Annotated in this window: 33 protein-coding genes; 15 read left to right on the top strand and 18 right to left on the bottom strand. The window is 63.8% G+C overall.

From position 1 onward, the window contains the following. Positions 1-155: 155 nt before the first annotated feature. Positions 156-821 carry an N-formylglutamate amidohydrolase gene (locus OVA24_RS06440; RefSeq protein ID WP_267674371.1) on the bottom strand — a complete coding sequence of 222 codons (666 nt, stop codon included), beginning with the start codon at positions 819-821 and terminating at the stop codon, positions 156-158. 309 nt (positions 822-1130) lie between these two features. Continuing rightward, a complete protein-coding gene (locus OVA24_RS06435) occupies positions 1131-1982 on the bottom strand; it encodes a hypothetical protein (RefSeq protein WP_267674370.1) in 852 nt (283 codons plus the stop codon). A 159-nt stretch (positions 1983-2141) separates the two neighbouring features. Between OVA24_RS06435 and OVA24_RS06430 the strand changes: the two genes are divergently transcribed. Next, on the top strand, positions 2142-2492 hold the full coding sequence (locus OVA24_RS06430; RefSeq protein ID WP_267674369.1) for a hypothetical protein: 351 nt from the start codon (positions 2142-2144) through the stop codon (positions 2490-2492). A 343-nt stretch (positions 2493-2835) separates the two neighbouring features. On the opposite strand, the gene OVA24_RS06425 is transcribed toward OVA24_RS06430, so the two are convergent. The 16 genes from OVA24_RS06425 to OVA24_RS06350 form a co-directional block, all read right to left on the bottom strand. Then, positions 2836-3066, bottom strand: a complete 231-nt coding sequence (locus OVA24_RS06425) for a hypothetical protein (protein ID WP_267674368.1) — start codon at positions 3064-3066, stop codon at positions 2836-2838. Continuing rightward, a complete protein-coding gene (locus tag OVA24_RS06420; protein ID WP_267674367.1) occupies positions 3063-3560 on the bottom strand; it encodes a hypothetical protein in 498 nt (165 codons plus the stop codon). The genes OVA24_RS06425 and OVA24_RS06420 overlap by 4 nt, the downstream gene beginning before the upstream one ends. A 5-nt stretch (positions 3561-3565) precedes the next feature. Next, positions 3566-3787: a hypothetical protein gene (locus tag OVA24_RS06415; RefSeq protein ID WP_267674366.1), complete on the bottom strand. Its 222-nt coding sequence runs from the start codon at positions 3785-3787 to the stop codon at positions 3566-3568. 249 nt (positions 3788-4036) lie between these two features. Continuing rightward, positions 4037-4723, bottom strand: coding sequence for a hypothetical protein (locus OVA24_RS06410; protein ID WP_267674365.1), 687 nt, complete (start codon positions 4721-4723; stop codon positions 4037-4039). Between the two features lie 89 nt (positions 4724-4812). After that, positions 4813-5358 (bottom strand): host-nuclease inhibitor Gam family protein, encoded by a 546-nt coding sequence (locus OVA24_RS06405; RefSeq protein ID WP_267674364.1) that lies wholly within the window; start codon positions 5356-5358, stop codon positions 4813-4815. A gap of 214 nt (positions 5359-5572) precedes the next feature. Next, complete coding sequence (locus OVA24_RS06400) at positions 5573-5764, bottom strand: winged helix-turn-helix transcriptional regulator (RefSeq protein ID WP_267674363.1); 192 nt, start codon at positions 5762-5764, stop codon at positions 5573-5575. 2 nt (positions 5765-5766) lie between these two features. Beyond that, complete coding sequence (locus OVA24_RS06395; protein WP_267674362.1) at positions 5767-5967, bottom strand: Lar family restriction alleviation protein; 201 nt, start codon at positions 5965-5967, stop codon at positions 5767-5769. A gap of 14 nt (positions 5968-5981) precedes the next feature. Further along, the gene (locus tag OVA24_RS06390) at positions 5982-7022 is read right to left on the bottom strand and encodes an AAA family ATPase (protein WP_267674361.1); all 1041 of its coding nucleotides are present in this window, start codon (positions 7020-7022) and stop codon (positions 5982-5984) included. A 33-nt stretch (positions 7023-7055) separates the two neighbouring features. Continuing rightward, positions 7056-9218, bottom strand: coding sequence for a hypothetical protein (locus OVA24_RS06385; RefSeq protein ID WP_267674360.1), 2163 nt, complete (start codon positions 9216-9218; stop codon positions 7056-7058). Between the two features lie 27 nt (positions 9219-9245). Beyond that, a complete protein-coding gene (locus tag OVA24_RS06380; RefSeq protein WP_267674359.1) occupies positions 9246-10064 on the bottom strand; it encodes a hypothetical protein in 819 nt (272 codons plus the stop codon). Positions 10065-10072: 8 nt separating this feature from the next. After that, positions 10073-10408, bottom strand: a complete 336-nt coding sequence (locus tag OVA24_RS06375; protein ID WP_267674358.1) for a hypothetical protein — start codon at positions 10406-10408, stop codon at positions 10073-10075. 79 nt (positions 10409-10487) lie between these two features. Then, the gene (locus tag OVA24_RS06370) at positions 10488-10661 is read right to left on the bottom strand and encodes a hypothetical protein (protein WP_267674357.1); all 174 of its coding nucleotides are present in this window, start codon (positions 10659-10661) and stop codon (positions 10488-10490) included. 19 nt (positions 10662-10680) lie between these two features. Further along, complete coding sequence (locus tag OVA24_RS06365) at positions 10681-10869, bottom strand: hypothetical protein (protein WP_267674356.1); 189 nt, start codon at positions 10867-10869, stop codon at positions 10681-10683. Positions 10870-10884: 15 nt separating this feature from the next. After that, positions 10885-11139, bottom strand: a complete 255-nt coding sequence (locus OVA24_RS06360; RefSeq protein ID WP_267674355.1) for a hypothetical protein — start codon at positions 11137-11139, stop codon at positions 10885-10887. Further along, positions 11136-11351, bottom strand: a complete 216-nt coding sequence (locus OVA24_RS06355; protein WP_267674354.1) for a hypothetical protein — start codon at positions 11349-11351, stop codon at positions 11136-11138. The genes OVA24_RS06360 and OVA24_RS06355 overlap by 4 nt, the downstream gene beginning before the upstream one ends. Next, a complete protein-coding gene (locus OVA24_RS06350) occupies positions 11348-11557 on the bottom strand; it encodes a helix-turn-helix transcriptional regulator (RefSeq protein WP_267674353.1) in 210 nt (69 codons plus the stop codon). The genes OVA24_RS06355 and OVA24_RS06350 overlap by 4 nt, the downstream gene beginning before the upstream one ends. A 55-nt stretch (positions 11558-11612) precedes the next feature. Between OVA24_RS06350 and OVA24_RS06345 the strand changes: the two genes are divergently transcribed. The 14 genes from OVA24_RS06345 (at position 11613) to OVA24_RS06280 (ending at position 21572) form a co-directional block, all read left to right on the top strand. Then, positions 11613-12212, top strand: a complete 600-nt coding sequence (locus OVA24_RS06345; RefSeq protein ID WP_267674352.1) for a LexA family protein — start codon at positions 11613-11615, stop codon at positions 12210-12212. Next, positions 12209-12712, top strand: a complete 504-nt coding sequence (locus OVA24_RS06340; protein WP_267674351.1) for a hypothetical protein — start codon at positions 12209-12211, stop codon at positions 12710-12712. The genes OVA24_RS06345 and OVA24_RS06340 overlap by 4 nt, the downstream gene beginning before the upstream one ends. Before the next feature lie 56 nt (positions 12713-12768). Further along, positions 12769-13308, top strand: a complete 540-nt coding sequence (locus OVA24_RS06335) for a hypothetical protein (RefSeq protein ID WP_267674350.1) — start codon at positions 12769-12771, stop codon at positions 13306-13308. 33 nt (positions 13309-13341) lie between these two features. Further along, positions 13342-13620: a hypothetical protein gene (locus tag OVA24_RS06330; protein WP_267674349.1), complete on the top strand. Its 279-nt coding sequence runs from the start codon at positions 13342-13344 to the stop codon at positions 13618-13620. 133 nt (positions 13621-13753) lie between these two features. Then, positions 13754-14269, top strand: a complete 516-nt coding sequence (locus OVA24_RS06325) for a hypothetical protein (protein ID WP_267674348.1) — start codon at positions 13754-13756, stop codon at positions 14267-14269. Between the two features lie 190 nt (positions 14270-14459). After that, positions 14460-15224, top strand: a complete 765-nt coding sequence (locus tag OVA24_RS06320; protein WP_267674347.1) for an N-acetylmuramoyl-L-alanine amidase — start codon at positions 14460-14462, stop codon at positions 15222-15224. After that, positions 15203-15427 (top strand): hypothetical protein, encoded by a 225-nt coding sequence (locus OVA24_RS06315; RefSeq protein ID WP_267674346.1) that lies wholly within the window; start codon positions 15203-15205, stop codon positions 15425-15427. The genes OVA24_RS06320 and OVA24_RS06315 overlap by 22 nt, the downstream gene beginning before the upstream one ends. Continuing rightward, entirely contained in the window at positions 15424-15837 is a 414-nt protein-coding gene (locus OVA24_RS06310; protein ID WP_267674345.1) for a hypothetical protein, read from the top strand. Before OVA24_RS06315 ends, OVA24_RS06310 begins: the two co-directional genes overlap by 4 nt. A 2-nt stretch (positions 15838-15839) precedes the next feature. After that, positions 15840-16103, top strand: a complete 264-nt coding sequence (locus OVA24_RS06305; protein ID WP_267674344.1) for a hypothetical protein — start codon at positions 15840-15842, stop codon at positions 16101-16103. A 14-nt stretch (positions 16104-16117) separates the two neighbouring features. Then, complete coding sequence (locus OVA24_RS06300) at positions 16118-16687, top strand: hypothetical protein (RefSeq protein WP_267674343.1); 570 nt, start codon at positions 16118-16120, stop codon at positions 16685-16687. Beyond that, entirely contained in the window at positions 16684-18129 is a 1446-nt protein-coding gene (locus OVA24_RS06295; protein WP_267674342.1) for a phage terminase large subunit family protein, read from the top strand. Before OVA24_RS06300 ends, OVA24_RS06295 begins: the two co-directional genes overlap by 4 nt. Positions 18130-18259: 130 nt before the next feature. Next, positions 18260-19858, top strand: coding sequence for a phage portal protein family protein (locus OVA24_RS06290; protein ID WP_267674341.1), 1599 nt, complete (start codon positions 18260-18262; stop codon positions 19856-19858). Between the two features lie 5 nt (positions 19859-19863). Then, positions 19864-21045, top strand: a complete 1182-nt coding sequence (locus tag OVA24_RS06285) for a phage protease (RefSeq protein WP_267674340.1) — start codon at positions 19864-19866, stop codon at positions 21043-21045. 44 nt (positions 21046-21089) lie between these two features. Further along, positions 21090-21572: a hypothetical protein gene (locus OVA24_RS06280; protein ID WP_267674339.1), complete on the top strand. Its 483-nt coding sequence runs from the start codon at positions 21090-21092 to the stop codon at positions 21570-21572. The last annotated feature ends 39 nt before the right edge of the window (positions 21573-21611 follow it).

The following is a 21611-nucleotide window of genomic DNA, read 5'->3' as shown; positions in this document are numbered from 1 at the left end:
ATCCGTCTCCCCACTTCGCGTCTTCGCGGTGAATCCTTTCCTGATTCGCCAGTGCCGCCGGTGGACAAGAATGGGAGCGCAGCGGACATAGCGGCGCAGCCGCAATGTCCACCCTCCTTACGCGGTTGCAGCGGGAACCCATTGCAGCGGTATCCTCACTCCTCCAACCCCGCCACCACCAGCGGCAGCGTCGTGAGCAGGAACTTCTTCAGCGTCTCCCAACGCAGCGGCTTCCCTTCCAGGAAATACGACTGAGGAACCTTCAGACGCAACAGCCCGTAGCGGTCCTCCGGATAGTTCACCACCAGCCGCTCCATCAGCCCGTTGCCATCGATCTTCACCACCCTCATCTCCACGCCGTTCGCGGACAGCCTCGCTTTCCAGCCATCCGCCACCTCGCGGGCGAGTCCGTCACGCACCGTCTCCAGCAGCAGTTCCGGCCCGCCTTCCTCCGTGTGGATCATCACGTGCAGCACCTGGTGGTTCCGTCCCAGGTCGTCCGTGATGCGGGATCGCAGCGCCTGCCGGTAGGGCCGTTCATGACGGTCCACCAGCTTCGCCCGCGTCGTTTCCGGCAGCTTGCCCGAAAAATTGCTCCAGCGCAGGTCGCCATCCTCGTTCAGGTCGATCAGCAACCGCGTCACATCCCCGTGGACCAGCGGCGTGCGGAACTTCATCGAGAATCCCTGCGCCAGGTTCAGCGCCCCCGGGTCCCACCCCTTGACCGAAGCGACGGTTTCCTCCGACCCCTTGAACGTCTCGCGGAACGCCTCCGGCACGGCACAGGTGGCGTGTTCGCAACTGAACAAACAAGAGATCATGCGAACAGTATTTCCCGAACCGTCCACGCTCTCAAGCACTTTTAAGCAACGGACAGTCGGGAGAGCCGGGGTTCCAGTCATCAGACATTAGAAAAACCCAAAAAAGCCCCGAAGAGGCCGGAATAGCCCGGAATCAAGGGATCTCAGGGCACCGCACCAACCAAAAATCGCCCCTTTCGCAGTTTTGGAAATATGGGGGCGGATGGGCGGGATTCCACGGACAGTTTAGAAAAATGACGGGGGGATCCGCTGGCCTGGCAAAGGGGCTGCATGGGGCGTGCAAAGGTCATGCAGGGCCGGTGCATGGGATCACCAGCGCGGGGTTTCCTGGTCGGCCTTTTTGGCGGCGCGGTATTTGCCGGAGCGCTGGGCTTTGTTGCGGCCTGCTTCGGTTTCCTGGATGCCCTCGACGGCGTTGATGCGGTTCACAAGGGTGAAGAGGATCTGGCGGAGCTGCTCGACGGTGCAGCGTTCTGCGAGGCCGTCCTGCCACATCTGGCCAAGCTGGAGGGTCGGGCGGCGGGTTTTCTGGCGGACGATGGTGATGAGGTAGCCGGGGGTGAGCGGGCCTTTGCCACGCGCCTCGATCGCGGCCTTGCGCTCCAGGCGGATCCGGAGGGCGGCGGGACCGGGGCTGGCTTCCCACGGGATCCGCTGGTCGGCGGGGATGCCTTCCTGCTCCTCCCGGAGGTTGTGGAACTCGATGGCCTCGGCGCGGAGCTGCTCTGCGGAGGTCATGGCGAGATACATATGTTCAGCCAGGGCGGTGGCGATGAGGTAGGCGAGCTGGCGGCGTGCTTCCTGGGTGTCGCCGGGATCCGCGTTGTCGGTCTGATGGCCGGACTTGAGGAGGTTGCCCAGGGCGGCGGAGTCGTCACCGGCGAGGGTCTGGAAATGGGCGAGGAGCGGGCGGAAGTCGTCGTGATGGCAGGCGGTGAGGCCCTTCTTCCCCACGCAGGCCATGACCTGCTCCCGCCGCCAGTCATCGAATGAGAGGCCATCAGTGAGGTCCATGCCGGATTGGACGTCGTAGGCTTTGCGGGCCTGGATGACGAGGGGCTTGATCTCCTTGCCGGTGAGGTTGCCGCGCTTTTTCTGCGGGGCGGCTGCCGGGGCTTTGCGCGGGGCGCGGGCGGAGGTCTTTTTGGGTATCGATTTCATCAGGATTTCTGGTGGGATTGCAGGATGAAGAGCCGCAACTGCTGGTTACTACTTTGGTCTTGGCATCCGAATCCGGACAAACGAGCGGAACGCCATAAAGCAGCGCTTAATGGCAATCCTTTCGCGGGTGTGCTTCCGAGGAGTCACAGTCCCCGGCAAGTGATCGAGATCCTCAAACCGTTGGTGATCTCCCACGCCAGCTTCACAGCTGGCGACATCGTCCGATATTGTGGCAGGAACCTGCGCCGCGATAATCCAAATCCTAAGGGAATGGATGCGGATCATATCGACTACCGGGCCACGACAGCGCGACATTTTCCGCACATTCACCAGACTCCCCACTCGATCAGATGTTCCCTGTATGGCAGCCACGGAATTACTCTCATAGCAAGCCGTGCGACCAACGTCCGAGTTCATGAAAGCGAGTACGGCGACGGAGAAATTTTGCAGTGGGAGGATTTCCTGGGCGTCCCACTTAGCAGGAAAATTCGGATCAGCGATCAGCAGTAAGTAATCCCCGAAGTTCCTACCAGCGCCCACAGGGTGCTGGTAGTCACCGATTGCCGTTGCGTTCCGGGTGGATGGGGTAGCCTTGGGCATGGAAGTTTATGAGATCAGGCCGATTGAGGGCGGGCGGTATGAGCTGACCGGCAGGCTTGAAGGCGTGAAACGGATGGAGTTCGGGTCGATCCGGGAGGCGTCGTTGCACGCGCAGAAGTGCGCCGAGGGAAGAGAGGCAACGGTCCGGCTTTACTGGCCTGATGGGCGGTTGAGAAAGCACCGGCCAATCCCATTGTCTGAGAAGCATCGATACAACATTGGGGTTCAGAACCGGCCATTGTCGTGATGCTGGTCATGGCTGGCCTTTGTCGTTGAGGAGATCACGGATGGCCTGGATACCGTCGATGGCGGCGTCGATGTCGGCCTGGGCGGCGGGGTTTGAGCGGAGGCGCTGCTGGTGGTGCCAGCCCCGATACCATTCATCCCTGCCCTTCCCGGTGAGTCGGGCATCATCACAGAAGTTCGGCTTGCCCGCGTCGTAGGCATCGCGGCCACGGGTGAAGTGATCAACGGGACGGCTCATGAGTTCATGCGAGGGGTTTTGATGGAAAGGAGCGCAGCGATCTCTGCGGGATCGGTGATGCCGGGGCCGGAGGGTTGCTGGACGGGCTGTGGGGCGGCGCGGTGGCGGGATGGTGCCTCGGTGGTTTCGGGGAGGTCCTCCCATTGGCGGCGGCTGATGAAGCGGTGCAGGCCGGGTGCGTAGGCGTTGCCGTCTTTCTTCCACTCGGGGCTGCGGTTCCACGCCTTGAGGGCGTTGACGATGACCTCGATGTCGGGGCGCTGGGCCTTGGGGATCTTGTTCCATTCCTTCCGGCACTGATGCTTCGATGACCGGGTGCGGGAGATGGGCAGGGCGGCTTTCCAGAGTGGATCCAGCTCAAAGGTGGCGGCGGGCTTTTCGGCCTTGGGCGTGGTGGCCCGGGCGAGCTTTTCACGGAGATTCTGGAGCTTGGCCTCGGTGTCCGCGATCTGTCGCTGGAGCTTGGCGACGGTGGTTTCCTTTTCGGTGGTCATGGTGGTCAGTCGATGATGGCGACGATGCGGCCCTGCCAGACGTTGGTGAGCCAGTGGGCGCGGGTGCGGCACGGGGTGGGTTCGTAGATGGCCAGGCCGCAGCGGGCACCGATGACGGGGCGCTTGCCGATCCACTGGTCGGCGATGCTCATGCGGATCGCGACGGTGCCGATGTCGCGGATGGTGCGGTTGTCGCAGGGGCCGCCGTGGAGGGTGATGCGTTTCATGGGAGGCGGACTTTTCCGCTACCATTGCAGCGGGTGCATTTGGCGGCGGCCTGGTTGCGGCCGGTGCGACGTTGGATGGACCAGATGAGGCCGGTTCCCCGGCAGTCGGGGCATGGAGCAGGTTTGGGAAACGCGATGATCATGGTCTGGAGGGGTTGGTGATTTTTGATCTGCCAGGGTTATGGGTTCCGGTTGCAGCCGGAGGACAGGAGTGTCCTCCCTCCTTACTCCCCAGCCACGGGTGGGTTGTTACGGTCCGGGGACGAAGGTGGAGGGCTGCGGGACGTCGGGGAAACGGATGAGGATGAGGTTGGCCTGGACGCGGTCGATGGGGGTGTCGAGGTCGGTGACTTGGGGCGGCAGGATGCCTTCCTGGAGGGCGGCGAGGTTGGCGAGACGCCAGGCGTTGACTTCGTTCCGCTCGGTTTCGAGGTTGTCGACCTTTTCGGTGTAGTCGGCACCGGGGATCTCGGCGGCGAGGTATTCGGCAAGGTGGCGGACTTGGTTGGCAGGGTCGCCGGGGATGTGGCCGTAGGCGTCGTAGGATGCCTGGTCGGCAAGGCTTCCGGATCCGCGCCAAACCATGGCCAGGCCATTGGTGGAGGCCGGGACCCATGAGCCGTCGAAGGTGCCACCGACGAGCTGGACGCGGGCGAGGCCGGACTCGGGCGGGATGGCAAGGGTGGCGTCATCGACCGGATCCTCCAGGGCCTGGATGAAAACGCTGGGGTGTTCTGTCAGGCCGGGGAACCAGAGGAGGACGGGCTGGCCAGCGGCAATGGCGGCCTTCTCCGCGACCGTGGGTTCCCACAGGGAGCCAATGCCAGGCGTGGGAGCGGCATCCCACGGGGTGGCGAGGACGATGGCGTTGAGGGTGCCGTTGGTGACGGTGGTGACTTCTTTGTTCCAGAAGTCAGAGGTGGTGACGGGATCCATTGGGAGGGTTGCTGGTGTTCAGTTTTCAGGAAGAAGAACGGGGCGGGACGCCCCGGCAACGGCCTGCGGCGGGACGCCACAGCCACGGTTCACGCGGTGGGTTCCAGCTCGGTGGAGATGCGGGTGGCGTCGGAGGACTTGGCCTCGACGTAGAAGCGTTCGACGCGGTCGACGCGCATGCCGATGGCGGCGAGTTCGGCGTCGCTGAGCTTCGCGCCGTGGAGGGCATCCTTGTCGATTTCCTCGACGGTGCGGATGAACTTCCCGGTCGGCTTGAGGGCGTCGAGGATCTTGCCCCAGGTCCACTTGTTGTTGAGGGGCTTGAGGGCGTCATTCCCGGAACGGAGGCCGAAGTTGGCGAGGGCGGTGGCGGCGGAGCGGAGCTTCGCGCCGAAGACGGTGTCGCGGTGGGCCTTGGCGTAGGTGCCCGCGAGGTCGACCAGGGATTTCATGCGGGCCTTCTTGTCCTCAATGGGGCCGTCGTATTGTTCCTGGACTTTCTGGATGGCGGCGTCGCGGATGGCGGCGGCCCCACGGAGGGAAACCTCAAGCTGGGCGATCTGATCCACGGTGGCGTGGAACTGTTCGAGGGTTTCGATGGCGGGCAGGGCGGCTTTCTTTTTCTTGGCGGGCATGGTGGTGGTTGGTTGGAGTGCCGAGTGAGCGGTGATCGGTGATCAGTGGTTGTTGCGGAAGAGGCCGAGGTACAGGAATGCGAAGAACGCGATGGCGACTACGCCGTTGACGATGGTTTCGATGGATTGTTCGGACATGGGGGTGGTGGTGGGTTGGGAAGAACGGGGCGGGACGCCCCTCAAACGGCCTGCGGCGGGACGCCACAGCCACAGTTCAGAGCTTGGCGAGTTCGTAGATGGGGATGGTTCCGGCGAGGTGGACGGAGATGGTGACCTTGCCCTCGTTGATGAGGCGGGAGAGGTGGGCGCGGACTTCGTCCTTCTCCATGCCGAGGCGGTCGGCGATGGCGGCGGCGGTGGATCGGCCCGCGGCCAGGTCGCGGAGGATGTGGTTCTCTGGTGACATGGTCAGTGGGTGTGGCCTTCGTTCCAGGCGGTGGCGGCTTCCTCCGGGGTGGGATGGACGTCGGTCATGGGCCACTGCTTGCAGTCGAGGGAATCCGAACACTCGACGACGTAGCCGCCGTCGCGGTGCTGGAAGAGTTCGCCCGGGGCCTTGCAGCAGGGGCAGGCGACAAGCGGAATGGGGCTGGTGAGGATGGAGGACATGGGAGGTGGTGGGCTTACTGCTTGCCGAGGGACTGGATGGCATCGAAGGCGGCGACGAAGTGGGGCCAGGTGTAGGTCTCCTCGCGCTTGTTGGCGTAGGCGGCTCCGTCGCGGAGGTGCATGGTGAGCTTCCGCAAACCGGAATGGGTGATGATGTCGTCGATGATGGCCTTCGCGCCGGTGGTGTCGTCCTTGCCAGGGAGGCGGTGGCCGTAGTGGGCGACGAAGGCTTCGATGTCCTTGCGGGTGGGCTTGGCAGGGAGCGGGATCTGGACGGTGCCGCGGTCAACGAGCTGGGCGAGGGCTTCCTTGTATTGGCCGTGGAGGATGGATTCCTCCAGGGCCTCCGTGCCGACGAGGACCATCCCGCAACCGGCTTCATCCGCAATCTCACGGAGCAGCTCGCAGCAGCGGACGGCGACCTCCGGGCCGCAGGTGAGGAATGCCTGGTGGAGTTCATCCACGATGAGGAGGCGCTTCCCGGCGGAGAGGATCTTGATGATGAGGCCGCGCAGTTCGAAGTGGTTCTTCCCGGTGGGTGAGAGGCCGCAGCTTTTGGCGACCTGCTTGAGGAAGGTGGTGAAGGTGGCCCCGGCGGGGAAGCGGATGGCGACGGTGCGCCCGTGATTGTTGAGGCGCTGGTATTCGCGGATGATGGTGGTTTTCCCGATGCCCATCTTCCCCCACAGGATGGAGACATTCCCCAGGGCGCGGGTCTTGTCGAAGATGGCGAACATCTGGCGGCTGAGGGAGGTCTCGATGAAGTCGGGATTGGAAACGGCCTCGACGAAGTTCTCGCGGGCGCGGCGCAGCTTTTCGATGATGCCGGGGGTGTCGCCCTCGTAGATGTTGCGCAGGACGCGGCTGAGGGTGGAGGTGGAGATGCCGGTGGCTTCCTGGAGCTTCGGCAGGGACCAGCCGCGCTCGCGGGCGGTGAAGAACCAGAAGCGGAGGACGTCGGCGGATTCGTCATCGTAGGAGGCGAGGGCAGTCTCGAAGTTCTGCGCGGAGATCTGGAGGCTGGCGGTGGCGGAGTGCTTTTCAGGGGTGCTCATGGGCTTGGGGAGGTGTGGGGATGTGGAGAGGGATCAGAGGGCGTCGGGGAGGTCGCGGTCATCGTCGAGGTCATCGAGTCCGCCGGTGGAGGCTGCGGGGGTATGGGAGGCGGCGTTGTCCCAATCCGTGGCCTTGCCGTGCTTTTGCAGGCGGCTTGCAGCGGCGGTCTTGCGGCCTTTCTCGGCGGCCTCTGCGGTGGTACGGATGGCCGGGGACAGGAAGTCGGCTTCCTTCGCCCGGGCGATGAGGTCGTCATTGATCTCGCGGACGGCGGCGCGGCGGTCGGCCTCCGGCTGCATGGCGCGGCGGACGGGTGCCTCAGCGACCCACTTGAGGCGGGAGCGCTGGCGATACATGGCCTCCAGCTGGTCGGCGTCGTTGCCGATGCGGACGTTGCGGGTGAGGGTGCCGAGGACAACCATCTGCTGGTCGCAGACGATGACCTGGTCCGGCATGAGGGGGTTGAAGAAGATCATAACGTTGTCGCCCTGGCGGAGGAACTCCTGGCGTCCGCGTGGGGTGGTGATCTCCGGGAAGTAGACGAAGGTTTCACCGGGCAGCAGCTCGTCGGTGATGTGGATCTCATGGTTCTTCCGGACGGTGGCGGCCTTCGCCCAGGAGGAGGGCAGGAGGTGGACGGCATCGACAAAGGAGAGGCGCTTGATGGCGGGGTCCTGTTCCATGGCGTCGCGGGCCTGGGTGGGCGACCAGTTGATGATGGTGCTGAGGCGGGGATCCTGTGACTGCTGGTGGAGGGCGTGGTCGCGGAGGTGGGCCGGGAGTCCGGCCAGCTCCGCACGGGTGCGCCACATGCCGGGCTGATCCTCCGCCCAGCGCCACATGGGTTCGACAAATCCGCACTTCGCCCAGCCCTCAAGCTGGTGGTCGGTGCGTGCTGCCAGGGCGTCGTAGATGAGCATGGCGAGGGAGGTGAACTCGATGCCGGTGAGGAAGTTCGACGCGATGCCTTCCTGAAGGGCGGGCGGGAGATCCTTCACGGCCCTGATGATCCGGCGCTCGTATTGGTCGATGCCGTAGTTTTCCTCCGGGGCCATCTCCGGGTTCCGCCCGGCCTGGCCGATGAGCGGGAGGGAGTAGGTGCGGACGGCGTGGAAGAAGGACTCGATGGGTGCCTTGAACCGTGGGTTACCGGAGGACTTCGGCCCGTAGAGCATCTCGGCGAAGGCGGCCTTGTTGAAGAGGCCGGAGTCATCCATCCAGACCTTGCCACCGGTGATGGAGTTGATGGCGTCCTTGAAGGAAAGGTGGCCGCCGATGGTGGCGAGGGCCTTGTTGCTCCAGACCTTTGCGGTGCCGTGTTCCTGGACGAGGCGGGTGCCCGCGTCATCCGTGCGGTAGCCCTCCGTGCAGAGGATGGTGATGACGTACCAGACGAACTCCCGCTGGGTGAGGTGGCGGTGGGTGTCCGCGTCCGCATCAAACCACCGGAGGCGGATGTGCGGGGTGAAGGGGAAGGCGGTGAGGCGGTCGAGGGCGTTGAAGCCGAGCGGGCGCATGGGCCGGTCGTAGCCGGGGACGCGGATGTGGTTGTCGTATTGCTGGTCGTCGAAAAAGATCGTTTCCAGGTAACGGGTGCCGACGCGGGTGGAGAGGATGGATGGCAGGTCGCGGTAGGAGGCGATGGTGCCCTGCCGTGCGAGGGAGGCGGCGAAGGCGGTGGGCTGGCACCTACGGAAGTTCTCGTAGGAGAATCCGGCGGGGATCCCCTTCCCCGCGTCCTTCGGCGGGCGGTTGAAGCCGGGGATGCGGTATTGCGGATCCCCGGTGCGCCGCCAGAGGTTCCACTGGTCGATGACCTGGCGGTGGACTTCCTGGACGCTGTCCTCCCGCTGGCTGCGGAGGATCTTGTCCTGGACCCATTGCTTGGTGGTCTTTGGCAGGGCGGCGCGGTCCTCCCCGGCGGCGCGGCGTCCGTCGATGAGGCCGGTCCAGCCGTTGTCCTTGTAGAGCTTGATCCAGGTGTGGACGGCGGCCTTTGAGATGTTGTGCTGCTTTGCGATGGCGGCGACGATGCCCCCCTTCCCTCCATGCCCGGCGTCCCTCACCAGCAGGACCGCGCCGAGCTTTGCGAAGAGGGCGGATTTCTGGCGGTCGTTGAGGTCCTTGAGATCGTTCAGGCCGCCGTCGTTGGCGATGAGGGTGAGGATCCGCGGATCTGCTTGGGTGAGGTGCATGGTGGTGGAAAAAGTGGGAGGTGGTGGTCAGTCGACGGTGCGGCCCCGGGCGGCCCTGAGGTTGGCGGTCTTGATCTCCTCGATATCGGCGAGGACGGAGCGGAACTCCGCCTCCAGGGTGGAGAGGGAAATCGGGGCTTCCTCGGTGGAGTCGGTGGGCAGGGCCATGAGCAGCTTCTTGTAGTCGGGGTTGCTGCGGGCGTTGATGAGCGGCGCGGCGACGGCCCCGAAGAAGTGGAAGGCGAGCTGGCCAGCGGTGACCTGCTCCGGCTCAGCGCCGGGGGTCTTTCCGCCCTTGGGCATGGCCTGCGGTTCAGGAACGAGCTTGAGGTGCTGGAGGAGGGATTTCTGCGTCTCTCCATCGGTCGCGCTGCTGATGACGGAATCGACGGTCTGCCATTGTTCCTCGGTGAGGGTGAGGGCGGATTCCGTGCGGAAGATGGCGAGGGCCTGCTTCTTGGCCTCGGCGGGGAGGTCGAGTTTCTTGCCGGTCTTGAGCTTCTTGATGGTGGCTTCGTAGAGCTGGATGAAGACGTCTGCGGACTGGCGGGAATAGCCGCTTTCACGCTTCACCAGGTCGGGCCAGGGCAAGTATTCGCCAGAGTCTGGCGAATTCTTTTTGGGCTGCCCCGGGTGGTAACCGTGGGCCTTTTTGAGGTTGGAGAGGAGCATGCCGATGCGGACCTGGCAGCGGAGGAACATGCGTCCATGACCGGCCATCTGGCGGGTGGTTTCCCTGACGGCGTCCCAGGCGGGATCCTTGGGTGCGTCGGTGGTGACTTCGACGGGGGCGGCTGCTGCTGCCTTTTCGGCCTTCTTGGCGGCGAGGGAATCTTTGAGGAGCATGGAGGTGGTCAGAGGGTGATGGGGTTGCCGTTGCTGGTGACGGTGGGGATCGGGGCGGGACGCCCCGGCAACGGCCTGGGGCAAGATGCCCCAGCCACGGGGTGATCGAGGGCGGCCATGAACATGCAGGCGGGCTGCACGGGCTTTGCAGGAGGCAGGTTCTCGGCGGTGGGCTGGGCGAAGTCTTCCGCCGCCTTGATGAGGGCGGGGACATCGGCCTTGAACGGTGAGGCCGTGCCGTGTTCGAGGACCAGTCCCACGCCCGCTTCGATTTCTTCGCGGGATAACAACGGTGTGCCGAGACCGGCAATGCATCCACAGTTGGAGCAACGAATGACTTTCATGTTCAGAGGAGGGGTTTGGTGAGGAGGTAGATGGCGAGCCAGGTGCCGAGGATGAGGAGGGTGTGGAATTGCCAGTCTTTCACAGGCGGGGTGGCTCGGGTTTGATGGGCATGGAGATGGTGCCGTCGCGGCGGAGGCGGTGGAGGAGCGCGGCCTGGGAGCGGCGGCGGTTCCCCACCCCGGCGATGTAGCCAAGGCCGAAGATGATGGCGGCACCGCCGAGGAGGATCATGGGTTCAATGAGCGGGAGCATGGTGGTGGCGGTGGGTGGTTCAGGCGGCGGCGAGTTCGCGGGCGTCACGGCGGCAGCGGCGGGCGACGTCGAGGTGGTAGAGGCGGCGGCGGAGGTTCCCGGCTTTCTTGAAGTCGCGGGCCATCTGGAGGTTGATGCTCGCGCACTGGAGGAGGCGGCGGACGCCGAGTTCACGGAATCCGGTGACGGTGAATGGGAGGGCTGTCATGGGGTGCGGTGGGGTTCAGGGTTTGATGCGACGGAAGAGGGCGATGGCGTCGGCGGCTTCGATGTGCATGCGCTTGGCAAGGCGCATGACGAGCTGCTGCTCATAGCGGGCGAAGGTGCGGCGGGAGACGGGGTGGCCGAGTTCGGTGGAGATGCGCTCGATGGTCCGCGCCGTGGCCGCGCCGGGCGGCGGGCACTCCTCCCCGGTGAGCTGGCGGCGGCGCAGCTCATGCAAGGCGAGGTCGATGGAAAGGAGGGTGGCTTGGTTCATGAGAAGGTTTCGCTGAGAGAGAGCTGGGCATCTTCGGCCTTGCGCAGATCGGTGGCTGCCGAGCGGAGGGCTTCCGCGAGATCGTCCCGCTGGGCCTGGGTGCAGACGCCAGCGGCGGCGTCGAGGATCCGTGCGCGGTGGGCGTTGTTAGGGATCTCTTCCAGGTGGCGGACCGCGAGGGCCACGAGGTCAATGGCAGGAGTGGGTTTCACAGGGGGATGTTGAGTTCCGCGGCAATGAGGCGGCGGGTGGGTTGGTAGAGGTCGTGGTGGATGGCCCGGGACACGGTGTTCCGATTCACCCCGATCCGGCGGGCGAGCTGGGTCACACTCCAGCCGAGTTCGAGGAGGCGAATTTTGACTCGGTGAGAAAATTCACCTTGTGGTCCTTTGACTGGAGTCGTAGCAGTTGGGGGCATCACTTGGGGCCACCATAACCAAGTTAGAAATTCAGTCAAAATCTATTTCACACTTATGGAAGAATTTTCCTCCATCCTTTTCCGCATCAGGAAGGAATTGGATCTAACTCAGGAAGAAATCGCGTCCAAATTGGGTGTGACTGGCAATTACGTGAGCCTGCTGGAAGGCGGAAAGAAGGAAGCGAGCGATGCCCTAAAGGCGCGATTGCAGGCGCTTTCGACGCAAGTCCAGGAGGCCGCTGTCGAAAATGGCAAGCAGAGGCGCATACCCCTGTTGGGATGGGCGCATGCTGGGTCCGCCGGAGTGTATGAGGAGACGCCTTTCTCCTGGCAGAAAACGATTCCAACCGACTGCCGCGATCCGAAGGCGTTCGGCCTTGTGCTGGAGGGGGATTCGATGATCGGCCAGAAGGGGCTAAGTCTCCACCATGGCGATGTACTGGTGGTGCAGCCCAGCGAACAGCCCTACAGCGGGTGCATCGTGGTGGCGCGGTTCAACAACGATGGGGTGATCTGCCGTCAGTTAGAAATGAACGGATCCCGGCTCATCCTCGCACCACTGAATGAACGATACCCGGTGAGCGAACATGCTCCGGAGGAATTTGCATGGATCTACCCTGTGTTTGGAAGCTGGACGCAACTTTGGAACCGATGAAAACGACAGCATGTTTTATGGTGGCGGCAGCGTTGCTGCTGGTGGGCTGCCAGGATGAGGCAGCACAGATGGAGATGGAGTCCCTCAAGCGGGAGAATGCCCGGCTGAAGGAATCCAGGGCACGGCTGCTGGATGAGGCCAAGCCGGTCACCGAGAAGGATCCGGGTGTGGATGCAACTCCTGACATCCAGTCCGCCCATTCGCTGCTGAGTGAGCAGGTTTCCAACGGACAATGGTTGAGTCTGTGTCTGGAGATGGCGCTGGAGGTGCCGGAAAAGGACCGATCCCCGAAGCTCCAGGAGCTGGTGTCCTACCTGCACACTGCGGTGGTGATCTACGACGCGGCGAACGATGGGATCGCGCAGCATGTTCCGCCGGTGCTGGCCAATCCTGACACCGATCCGGCCCGGCTGAAGATGATGAACAGCCAGACTGCCACGATCAACGAACAGACTGCGGAGATCCACCGGCTGGCCGCGCAGCTTCCGAAGGGCAATTAGGCGTTATGGCGGGGCTTCCCCATGCGGTGGGATGGTTCGATGCGAACCATCGGTGGGTGTTTTCCAAGCTCGGCATCGAGCATGAGGGGTTCATCGAGAAGGCGACACCGAAGATCTCCGCGAAGCTGCGCATGGAGCGGGTGGATGGCCGGGTGATGGAGCGCAGCCGGTTCATGGATGAGATGCACGATGACCTTTACTGGATGAAGTATCGTCCAAGGCCGGAAGACAGGAGCACGATCCGTGATCTCCGGACGAGTGAATGCCTGGGAATGGTTTGGGAGATGCATGTGGGGCTGGCGTGCGGATATGCGAACTGGAGGTCGGGAATAGACCCCGATATCCTGGAGGCAGTGCCATGCTGGGAACTGATCCAGATCAGCACGCTTGAGGAGCAGCTCGATTGGAAGCGTCGCTGGATGGATTCAGGTGGTCAGTTGTATGGCGAGCGCATGATCGCGAAGAAAGGCGATGCTATCTGGTGGGCGCTTTCGGACTTTGGACTTCCGTGGCCACCATTCAAAATTGACTCGGGATATGGCGTCCGGAGTCTGCGCTGGAGGGAAGCAGTGGCCCTCGGTCTGGTGACCGAGTGATCCATTTTGCCCCACCCGTGGTAGGATGGGTGCATGGCTGACAGTTCCACCCTCCAGTTGTCACTGTTTCCGGAGCGTTCCTGGACGGAAGGGACGCAGCTTTCCACGAAGTCCGGTGGCCAGCTCCGGCGCTGGGGCGATGTGGCGACGGCCTGCCAGATCCTGGACGATTGCGACCGGGAGACGATCTATGACCTGATCGCATCCGGGCAGATCAAGGGCTACAAGCGGAACCCGCTGCGCCCGAACTCGCATTTCCGCGTTGATCTGCTGAGCGTGTGGAGGCATAAGCACGGGCAGATGGCCGGTTGATTCCGGCGGCGTCTGAAGGGGGGAATTTCCGGTCGAGTAGCGGAAATAGCGGGAGTGGATGTGAGTAGCGGCGGTGCCGCCCCGATGGTGATTTCGATGGTTTGATGCGTGCGTCGCCAGGACACGCACCGCCATGAACCAACTCACGACGCACCTCCGCCATCTGCTGACCGGCCTTGCCGGGATCGGCACCTACATCGCCACAAAGACGCCGGTGGATCCGGCGACGGTCAACCAGATCAATGACGCCGGGAAGGATCTTGTGGATCCGCTGGCGGCGTTCTTCGCGCTGCTGGCCATCGTGGCGGTGCGGCTGGTGATCGCGGCGCTTGGCAAAGTTTTCCCGTCCCTGGGCGAACGCCTGGGGAATGCGGCATCAGGCGGAATGTCCGGGGGGGCGTCCGTCCTGCTCATCAGCATGGCGGCGGCAGTCGGGGGGCTGCTGCCGTCGTGCGCTGACTATCCGATGACCGGCGGCGTCTTTTACCGCCATCCTGAATCCGGCGCGAAGGCCGGGCTGACGTTCGAGCCAGGCAAGCCGCCGTCCTACACGGCGAAGGTGCCGGTCTATGACCCGGAGACGGGCAAGCTGACGGGATGGGCTGAGGTTTCCGGCCCGCTGGCCCGCGAGGTGAAGCCTGAGAAGTAACTCCCCCATCAAATGGGGTCACCGGCGGGCGTTGTGAGCGCCCGCTGAGGGCAGAGGGTGACGCGATGATATGCGGCCCGTGGAAGCTCTCCCCCGCCATTTCCTGAACCCGAAGAGAACTGCGGCGAGACGCCACAGCCACGGCCTGCGGCGGGACGCCACAGCCACGATCCAAACCAAGAACGTCAACATGAAGGCCGATCTTCTCACCACCGCACGGTGGCACATCACGAACCGGAGCGGGATGCCCTGGTCTGAGGATGTGACCGCCGAGCTGCTGGACCTCATCAATGACAAGCTGGGCTTTCCTGCTCCCGGGACGCCTGAAGCGGAGCTGGTGCCGATCGCGCCGCTGCCGAAGGTTGATAGCTCACAGCACATCGCGCTGTGCCTGGGACATGGCCGGGCCGGTGATGAGGGCAATGTGGGTGCGGGTGGTGTGTCCGAGGAGGACTACAACCTGCCGGTGATCCAACTCGTCGCGGGTTGGCTGCGGGAGTGGGGCATCCGGGTTTCCATCTATTCGCTCTACAAGGGGAATGGCTACGAGTCCGCCATGCGGTGGCTCGCCCAGCAGATGCTGACGGACGGCATCACCGGTGCGGTCGAGTTCCATTTCAACGCCTACGACAAGAAGGCGAAGGGCCATGAGGTCCTGCACTGGAAGGACTCCGTCCGTGGGGTGACCCTGGCGAAGTCCATCCTGGATGCGCTGGACCAAGCCTATCCGAACCGTGTCTCCCGTGGCCTGAAGCCGAAGTCGCCTAAGGATCGCGGGGCCTTGTTCCTCTCCCTTCCCCACTGTCCTTGTGCGTTGGTGGAGCCGTTCTTCGGCGACAACCCGGCGGAGTGGTCACAGTTCGATGAGACGGGCGAGCGTGCCCTTCTGGCGAAGGTGATCGCAGGCGGGATCCGGAGCTGGATCAGAACCCAATGGAAAGGATCCACACCGTGAGCGGCGAGGAGATCATCCAGCGCCTGGTCACGAAGCGGAATCCTGAGAAGGCGGTCGCCCGGCTGTCCCGCAAGAAGCTGGGCAAGGCTTATTGGGCGGCGGTGCGGACGGAGCCGGAGACGGATGCCGCAAGGTATGTGCACGGGCTTTGCATCCTGGAAGCAGGGGCACGGTTCGCGGGTGGAAAGGGACTGGCACGATGATGGATACGCTTTCCAACATCACGTTCGATGAGGTGCTCAAGCTGCTGGGGTGGATCTCCACGTTCACCATGGCTCTGATCGCGGCCATCCTCGGGCCGATCCTGAAGAAGCGCTGGAAAGAGGAAGCGAAGGCGGAGTCCAGCGTGAGCATTTCGGGGCAACCGATCCGGATCCAGAACACGCCGGGCTTTGTGACCTTCAACGACATCAAGCCGCTCACGGATCGGATGGAGCGGTTCGATCAAGATCTCCGAGATCTCCGCCGCGACCAGGGGGAGCAGTACAGGCAGCTGCTGGAGTCCGGTCAGGAGCGTGAGACCCGCATCAAGGAAAAGATGGATGACGTGGCCCGCGACTGGCATGCGCGACTGGATCTGCAATTTGGCCCCAAACCCCGTTCCTCCCGCTGACCATGGATCCCGCACGCATCACCATCATCCGCCGCACGATCCTTGAGACGCTCAAGAACGCGCAGGGGTATGCCGTGGAGGTTTCCATCCTCCGGAACTTCGTCTCCACGCTGCTCCGCCCACCGGTGACGGATGAGGAGTGGACCAACCACATCGGCTGGCTGGTGAAGGGTGGCTTCATCGTGCTGGTGCCCTCCGACCTGGACGACTCCATCCAACAATACGCGATCACCGAGCGTGGCCGCGTGCTTCTCGCAACCCTCTGAACCGATTTCCGTGAATGGCCAACGAACGAACAGGCAAGCCGGGCTGGGACTCCGCTCCCAAGGTCCGCAGCGATGCCAAGCTGAAGGGACTCCCGGAGGTGGACCAGGAAACGCTGTGGCTGCTGATGCACCCCACGGATGGCACGGACGGTCGCAACGTGGAGGAAATGCTGGTCCACATCCAGGAGGAGCATGGTTTCACCGTCTCGGTGTCCACGTTCTACGAGTGGCTTTCCTACTATCGGCAGCAGCAGCGCATGGTGAAGGCTGCGGAGCGTGCGCTCCAGGCGAAGCTCCAGCTTGCTGCGGATCCGTCCATCACACCGGAGGATCTGGAACGGGTGGCGCAGACCATCTTCACGGCGGAGATGCTGGAGGCCGGGGACGTGAAGGGCTACGTGGCCCTGGCGAAGGTCGGGCTGGCGCGGAAGTCGCTGGAACACGACGCGCGGAGGATCGCGCTGCTGGAGTCCAAGGCGAAGCGCCTGGACGAACTGGAGGCGAAGGCCCGGGAGATCAAGTCCGGTGGCGGGCTGTCGCCGGAGACACTGGAGGTCATCGAGAAGCAACTGAAGCTGCTGTGAGCAAGACCCGTCCATCACACGCGAAGGATTTCAAGGGCCGGGCGAAGAACATCCCGGAGCGGGACGTCTTCATGCTGGAATACCAGGAGAAGTGGATCCGCGACACCTCCATCATGAAGCTGATGGAGAAGGGCCGCCGGATCGGCATTTCCTACGGCAGCTCCTACGAGGATGTGCGCCGCCATTCCCTGGCGACGAACCGCCTCCAGACCTGGGTGAGCAGCCGGGATGAGCTGACGGCCCGGCAGTATGTCCGCGATTGCATGGGCTTTGCCCGCATCCTGCATGTGGCGGCCACGGACTGCGGCGAGAAGGTGCTCACGGATGACAAGGGCAACAGCCACTCCGTGCATGTCATCGACTTTGCCAGTGCGCCACTGCACTCCCTGTCCAGCAACCCGGATGCCTTCGCGGGCCGGGGCGGCTACGTGAAGCTGGATGAGTTCGCCCTGCGGAAAGATCCCGGCAGCGTGTATGCCATCGCCGGTCCGACGATCGACTGGGGCGGTGCCCTGGCCATCATCTCCACCCACCGGGGCAGCGGAAACTACTTCAACACCCTGATCCGGGAGATCAAGGAGAAGGGCAATCCGAAGGCTTTCAGTTACCACCGGGTGACGCTCCAGGATGCGCTGGACCAAGGATTCCTGTGGAAGCTCCAGACGAAGCTGGTGGAGGGAGATCCGCGGCTTGAGATGGATGAGGCGGACTACTTCACCTATCAGCGCAAGCGGGCGCGGGATGAGGAAACCTTCCAGCAGGAGTATATGTGCGTGCCTGCCGACGATGCGGCCGCCTTCCTGGAATACGCCCTGATCGACGCCTGCTGCTACAAGGAAGGCGAGGCGTGGGAATACACGCTGGAGGATGCCCGGCGCTGCACGAACCCGCTCTATGCCGGTCTGGACATTGGCCGGACCCATGACCTGACATCCCTGATCATCCTGGAGAAGGTGGGCGGCGTGTATTTCGTCCGGAAGCGGATCGACCTGCACAAGATGATGTTCTCCACCCAGGAGAGCGTGATCTACCCATGGCTGGAGGTCTGCCGCAGGACCTGCATCGACAGGACCGGCCTGGGCATGCAGTTCGCGGAGCGGGCTGCGGAGCGGTTCGGCAGCTACAAGATCGAGGGGGTCAATTTCTCCGGTCCGGTGAAGGAAGACCTTGCCTATCCGGTCCGCAGCGCGTTCGAGGATCTCGGCATCCGGATCCCGTTCGGGGATGACCCTTTCATCTCCGATCTGCGGAAGATCCGCAAGGAGACGACCAAGTCCGGCAACATCCGGTTCGTGGCCGATAGCGATGAGGACGGACACGCCGACCGCTTCTGGGCGCTGGCTCTCGGCATCCATGCGGGGAAGGACAATTCAGGCCCGTTCGCGTTCCAGAGCATCGAGTCGATGAGGCCGCAAAATCGTAGGATGGGAGGTGGTCTGTGAAGATCGCCCGATTTCTAACACGGACCCCCGTTTCGCTGTCATGGGAGCCAAAAGGGCTTGCGGCGCGTTTTAGACCCTTGCAGGGCCTTGCAAGAGGCCATTCCGGGGTCGATGTGGAAGGAGGTTCCCGATGATGGGCACTCCGCGCATTGTCGGCCCGAATGGGCAGCCGGTTTCCACGGAGCGGATCCGCCTGGAAAAGCAGCAGCGATTCAACCCGCTGCGGAACCTGACACCGGACCGGGTGGTGAGCTACCTGGAGGCATTCTCCCGGGGCGAGATCGCACGGGCGGCGTGGCTGATGGAGTGGCTGGAGCTGCACGATGACACGATTTCCACCGTGGCCCCGAAGGCGAAGGCCGCCGTGTCCCGCTACGGCTACGACGTCGAGATCAAGCCGGAGGTCCGGGCCAACCAGAAGAAGCTGGCGGAAGACCAGAAGGGCCGCTGCGAGGAGTTCTTCCAGAACCTGGTGGCGGAGGATGCCATGGAGCCGGAGGAAACCGGCGGCATGCGCCTCTTCGTCCAGCAGGTGATGGATGCCTACGGGAAACGCTACGGTGCCCACCACATCGTGTGGAAGCCGTCCCGGAACGGACTGTCCGCCCGGCTGATCAAGATCCCGACATGGATGTTCGAGACGACCACGGGCAAGATGCGCTTCCTGGAGTCCGCTTATTCTCTGACCGGCGTGGATCTGGAGACGATGGGTGGACGCAGCGCCTGGTTCACGGCGAAGGGGCGCGGCGTGATGCTGGCGTCCGTCATCGCCAGGATGTTCAAGCAGATTCCCCTCCAGGACTGGCTGACCTATTGCGACCGCCACGGCATGCCCGCGTTCCTGGGCGAGACGTCCGCGAAGAAGGGTGACGCCGGATGGATGGAGATGGCGCAGGCCATCGCCAGCATCGGCAGCGAATACGGCGCGGTGGTCAACAGCGGCGACAAGATCCATGTGCTGGACCTGAAGGGCGGCGGCGACATGCCGTATGAAAAGCTGATCGACCGGATGGACCGGGCCATCGTCATGTTGTGGCGCGGTGGTGACCTCTCCACCATTTCCCGGTCGAACGCGGTGGGATCCAACCCACAGCAGGAGGACGCCGACGAACTGGACGCGGACAACGCGGCATGGGTGGGCGAAACCATCGACCGCCAGCTCACGAAGCGGGTGGTGGAATACTACTACGGTCTGGATGCGCCGTGCCTGGTCACCATCAAACTGCGGACGAAGACCCGCCAGAACGTCAGCGAGGATATCGCCCGGGCGAAGGCCGCGAAGGATCTGGGCATCCGCCTGTCGAAGCCTTGGTTGATCTCCACCCTGGGCGTCCAGGAAGCGGACGCTGATGAGCTGGCCGTGGGTGAAACCTCCCTGCCGGTTGCGCCTGGCACACCGCCCGCGCCTGCCACCACCACGGCACTCAACACAGCGACGGACACCCGGACGCTGCTGGAGTCTTCCCTCGCCGCCGCGCTGGGGGTGAGACCGAACGTGCTGGCCCCGATCCGCCCGCTTCTCACGGACCTTGCAAGCCGCGTGCAGGACACCGGCATCAGCGATGCCGACTTCCTGCAGCTGGTGGAGGACGCCGCCGAATCCTTTCCCGAACTCATCGACTCCGCCGCCGTGGGCGACCTCGCCGAGCAGCTCCGCGCCGGGATGGGCACCGCCGCCGTCCAGGGCGCGAGGGATGCCATCCGTGACGCCAAAGCCAAACCGAACTGATCTCCATGAAACGCCTCCGATTCACTCATTTCCTCACCGCAATCAACTCCGTCGCCGTGGATGCCCTCAATTCCGTGTCGGGCGTGTGGCAGGAACTCACCCTCGCGGATGGCGAGAAGGAGATCCGCTATCGTCTGGCACCCTATGGTGAACATCCGGTCCGTATGGATGGCAGGAAGGTCATGCAGGTGGTGGACCGTGAGGCGGCCCAACTGATGGCCTCCAATTTCAAAAGCCTCACCGGCAAGCTGGCCAACTTCTTCCAGGGCATCCCGGTCTATGAAGGCCATGCCGACGATGCCGATTGGCTGCGGGAGAACCCTGGGCACCGCGCCGTGGCTGTGGGACGCATCAAGGAGATCGAAGCCGGTGAGGACGGCATCTATGTGCGCACCGTCTTTAATTCGGACGGCGTGAAGCTCCTCAGTGGATCCGCCCCATCCTACTCCGGCCACTCGCCCCGCTGGCGGATGGTCCCGATCCCGGGCCGCGACCTGCACTTCCGCCCGATCCTGCTGTGGAGCGACGCGCTCACCAACAGCCCGAACATGGCGGACAACACCATCGCCATGAATTCTCTCCAGACCGGCGAAGTGCCGCCGGTCGATTCCTCTCCCGTGCCCGATGAGGGCGATCCCGAGAAACCAACCGACACCATGAAACTGACACCAGAAGCCATGCAGGCTCTCGGGTTTTCACCCGACGCCACACCCACCGACGCTGAGATCAGCGCCGCCATCGTGAAACTCCTCAGCGCGAAGAACACCGCCGAGGCAGACAAGGCCACCTCCGACAATGCGGTGACCGCCGCCAACAGCCGGACCACCCACCTGGAAACCGAGATCGCCTCTATCCGTGGGGCCGCCGTGAACACGGTCATCACTGCCGCGATCCAGGACGGACGCATCACCGAAGCGGACAAACCGCGCTGGGTGGATGCCCTGAATACGTCCTTCGCCACGGAGTCCGAGAAGCTGGGCAAACTGATGCCGACCATCAGCACGCGCAGCCACCTCCCCGCCCTCGACCGTACCGTTCCGGAACTGGCCGGAAGTGTGGACGCGATCAACAGCGCCGTCGCCGCCACCGCGAAGGCCCACGGCCTGAACCTCCAGGACCGCGCCGACTACGACAAAGCCCACCAGCTCTGCCGCACCGAAAAGCCGGAGCTGTTCCAACGCGGCTGATCCGGACCCGTCACCCAACCGAGCAACCACACATCCAACCAACGATGAAATCACACATCCTCGCCGCACTCGCGGCCCTGATCCTCGCGCCACTCGCGGCGCTTTCCCGCAGCCTGGCTCCAGCCGGTGCTGACGCCATCAACACCGCCGGTGACCATGAGGGCGGCCTGAGCCGCATCGCGGAGGCCGCCGTCAACACGCCCCACCTGATGCTGGCGTTCGGCACCAACCCCGCTACCCAGGTCATCATCTGCACGGCGACCACGGAACCCATCGGCCTCGCCTACGACACCCAGGTCCTCAATGGCCGGGTGGGCATCGAGCGGCTCGGTGATGGCGCGACGAAAGTCGGCATCGCCAGCAAGGCCATCGCCGCCGGTGCGCGTGTCTTCACCACGGCAGCCGGGAAGCTCACGGATACCGCCGTGAACAACTCGTGGCTGGTCGGACGCGCTCTCACCGCCGCCGGTGCGGATACCGACGAGTTCGAGTTCGAGCCGTGCTTCCCGGTGAAGCAAACCGTCTGATCCGCCACCGAACCCGACGAACCAGAACCACCGATCCAA

The organism is Luteolibacter sp. SL250 (assembly GCF_026625605.1).
Lineage (GTDB): Bacteria > Verrucomicrobiota > Verrucomicrobiia > Verrucomicrobiales > Akkermansiaceae > Luteolibacter.
The sequence above is the reverse complement of the archived record's forward strand: the minus strand, read 5'-3'. Positions and strand labels throughout refer to the sequence as shown.

What these genes read in the sequence shown, in the direction of transcription:
- OVA24_RS06440 (WP_267674371.1), bottom strand. Translation starts at nt 821, where the DNA reads ATGATCTCTTGTTTGTTCAGTTGCGAACACGCCACCTGTGCCGTGCCG.
- OVA24_RS06435 (WP_267674370.1), bottom strand. Translation starts at nt 1,982, where the DNA reads ATGAAATCGATACCCAAAAAGACCTCCGCCCGCGCCCCGCGCAAAGCC.
- OVA24_RS06425 (WP_267674368.1), bottom strand. Translation starts at nt 3,066, where the DNA reads ATGAGCCGTCCCGTTGATCACTTCACCCGTGGCCGCGATGCCTACGAC.
- OVA24_RS06420 (WP_267674367.1), bottom strand. Translation starts at nt 3,560, where the DNA reads ATGACCACCGAAAAGGAAACCACCGTCGCCAAGCTCCAGCGACAGATC.
- OVA24_RS06415 (WP_267674366.1), bottom strand. Translation starts at nt 3,787, where the DNA reads ATGAAACGCATCACCCTCCACGGCGGCCCCTGCGACAACCGCACCATC.
- OVA24_RS06410 (WP_267674365.1), bottom strand. Translation starts at nt 4,723, where the DNA reads ATGGATCCCGTCACCACCTCTGACTTCTGGAACAAAGAAGTCACCACC.
- OVA24_RS06405 (WP_267674364.1), bottom strand. Translation starts at nt 5,358, where the DNA reads ATGCCCGCCAAGAAAAAGAAAGCCGCCCTGCCCGCCATCGAAACCCTC.
- OVA24_RS06400 (WP_267674363.1), bottom strand. Translation starts at nt 5,764, where the DNA reads ATGTCACCAGAGAACCACATCCTCCGCGACCTGGCCGCGGGCCGATCC.
- OVA24_RS06395 (WP_267674362.1), bottom strand. Translation starts at nt 5,967, where the DNA reads ATGTCCTCCATCCTCACCAGCCCCATTCCGCTTGTCGCCTGCCCCTGC.
- OVA24_RS06390 (WP_267674361.1), bottom strand. Translation starts at nt 7,022, where the DNA reads ATGAGCACCCCTGAAAAGCACTCCGCCACCGCCAGCCTCCAGATCTCC.
- OVA24_RS06385 (WP_267674360.1), bottom strand. Translation starts at nt 9,218, where the DNA reads ATGCACCTCACCCAAGCAGATCCGCGGATCCTCACCCTCATCGCCAAC.
- OVA24_RS06380 (WP_267674359.1), bottom strand. Translation starts at nt 10,064, where the DNA reads ATGCTCCTCAAAGATTCCCTCGCCGCCAAGAAGGCCGAAAAGGCAGCA.
- OVA24_RS06375 (WP_267674358.1), bottom strand. Translation starts at nt 10,408, where the DNA reads ATGAAAGTCATTCGTTGCTCCAACTGTGGATGCATTGCCGGTCTCGGC.
- OVA24_RS06370 (WP_267674357.1), bottom strand. Translation starts at nt 10,661, where the DNA reads ATGCTCCCGCTCATTGAACCCATGATCCTCCTCGGCGGTGCCGCCATC.
- OVA24_RS06365 (WP_267674356.1), bottom strand. Translation starts at nt 10,869, where the DNA reads ATGACAGCCCTCCCATTCACCGTCACCGGATTCCGTGAACTCGGCGTC.
- OVA24_RS06360 (WP_267674355.1), bottom strand. Translation starts at nt 11,139, where the DNA reads ATGAACCAAGCCACCCTCCTTTCCATCGACCTCGCCTTGCATGAGCTG.
- OVA24_RS06350 (WP_267674353.1), bottom strand. Translation starts at nt 11,557, where the DNA reads ATGCCCCCAACTGCTACGACTCCAGTCAAAGGACCACAAGGTGAATTT.
- OVA24_RS06345 (WP_267674352.1), top strand. Translation starts at nt 11,613, where the DNA reads ATGGAAGAATTTTCCTCCATCCTTTTCCGCATCAGGAAGGAATTGGAT.
- OVA24_RS06340 (WP_267674351.1), top strand. Translation starts at nt 12,209, where the DNA reads ATGAAAACGACAGCATGTTTTATGGTGGCGGCAGCGTTGCTGCTGGTG.
- OVA24_RS06330 (WP_267674349.1), top strand. Translation starts at nt 13,342, where the DNA reads ATGGCTGACAGTTCCACCCTCCAGTTGTCACTGTTTCCGGAGCGTTCC.
- OVA24_RS06325 (WP_267674348.1), top strand. Translation starts at nt 13,754, where the DNA reads ATGAACCAACTCACGACGCACCTCCGCCATCTGCTGACCGGCCTTGCC.
- OVA24_RS06320 (WP_267674347.1), top strand. Translation starts at nt 14,460, where the DNA reads ATGAAGGCCGATCTTCTCACCACCGCACGGTGGCACATCACGAACCGG.
- OVA24_RS06315 (WP_267674346.1), top strand. Translation starts at nt 15,203, where the DNA reads ATGGAAAGGATCCACACCGTGAGCGGCGAGGAGATCATCCAGCGCCTG.
- OVA24_RS06310 (WP_267674345.1), top strand. Translation starts at nt 15,424, where the DNA reads ATGATGGATACGCTTTCCAACATCACGTTCGATGAGGTGCTCAAGCTG.
- OVA24_RS06305 (WP_267674344.1), top strand. Translation starts at nt 15,840, where the DNA reads ATGGATCCCGCACGCATCACCATCATCCGCCGCACGATCCTTGAGACG.
- OVA24_RS06300 (WP_267674343.1), top strand. Translation starts at nt 16,118, where the DNA reads ATGGCCAACGAACGAACAGGCAAGCCGGGCTGGGACTCCGCTCCCAAG.
- OVA24_RS06290 (WP_267674341.1), top strand. Translation starts at nt 18,260, where the DNA reads ATGATGGGCACTCCGCGCATTGTCGGCCCGAATGGGCAGCCGGTTTCC.
- OVA24_RS06285 (WP_267674340.1), top strand. Translation starts at nt 19,864, where the DNA reads ATGAAACGCCTCCGATTCACTCATTTCCTCACCGCAATCAACTCCGTC.
- OVA24_RS06280 (WP_267674339.1), top strand. Translation starts at nt 21,090, where the DNA reads ATGAAATCACACATCCTCGCCGCACTCGCGGCCCTGATCCTCGCGCCA.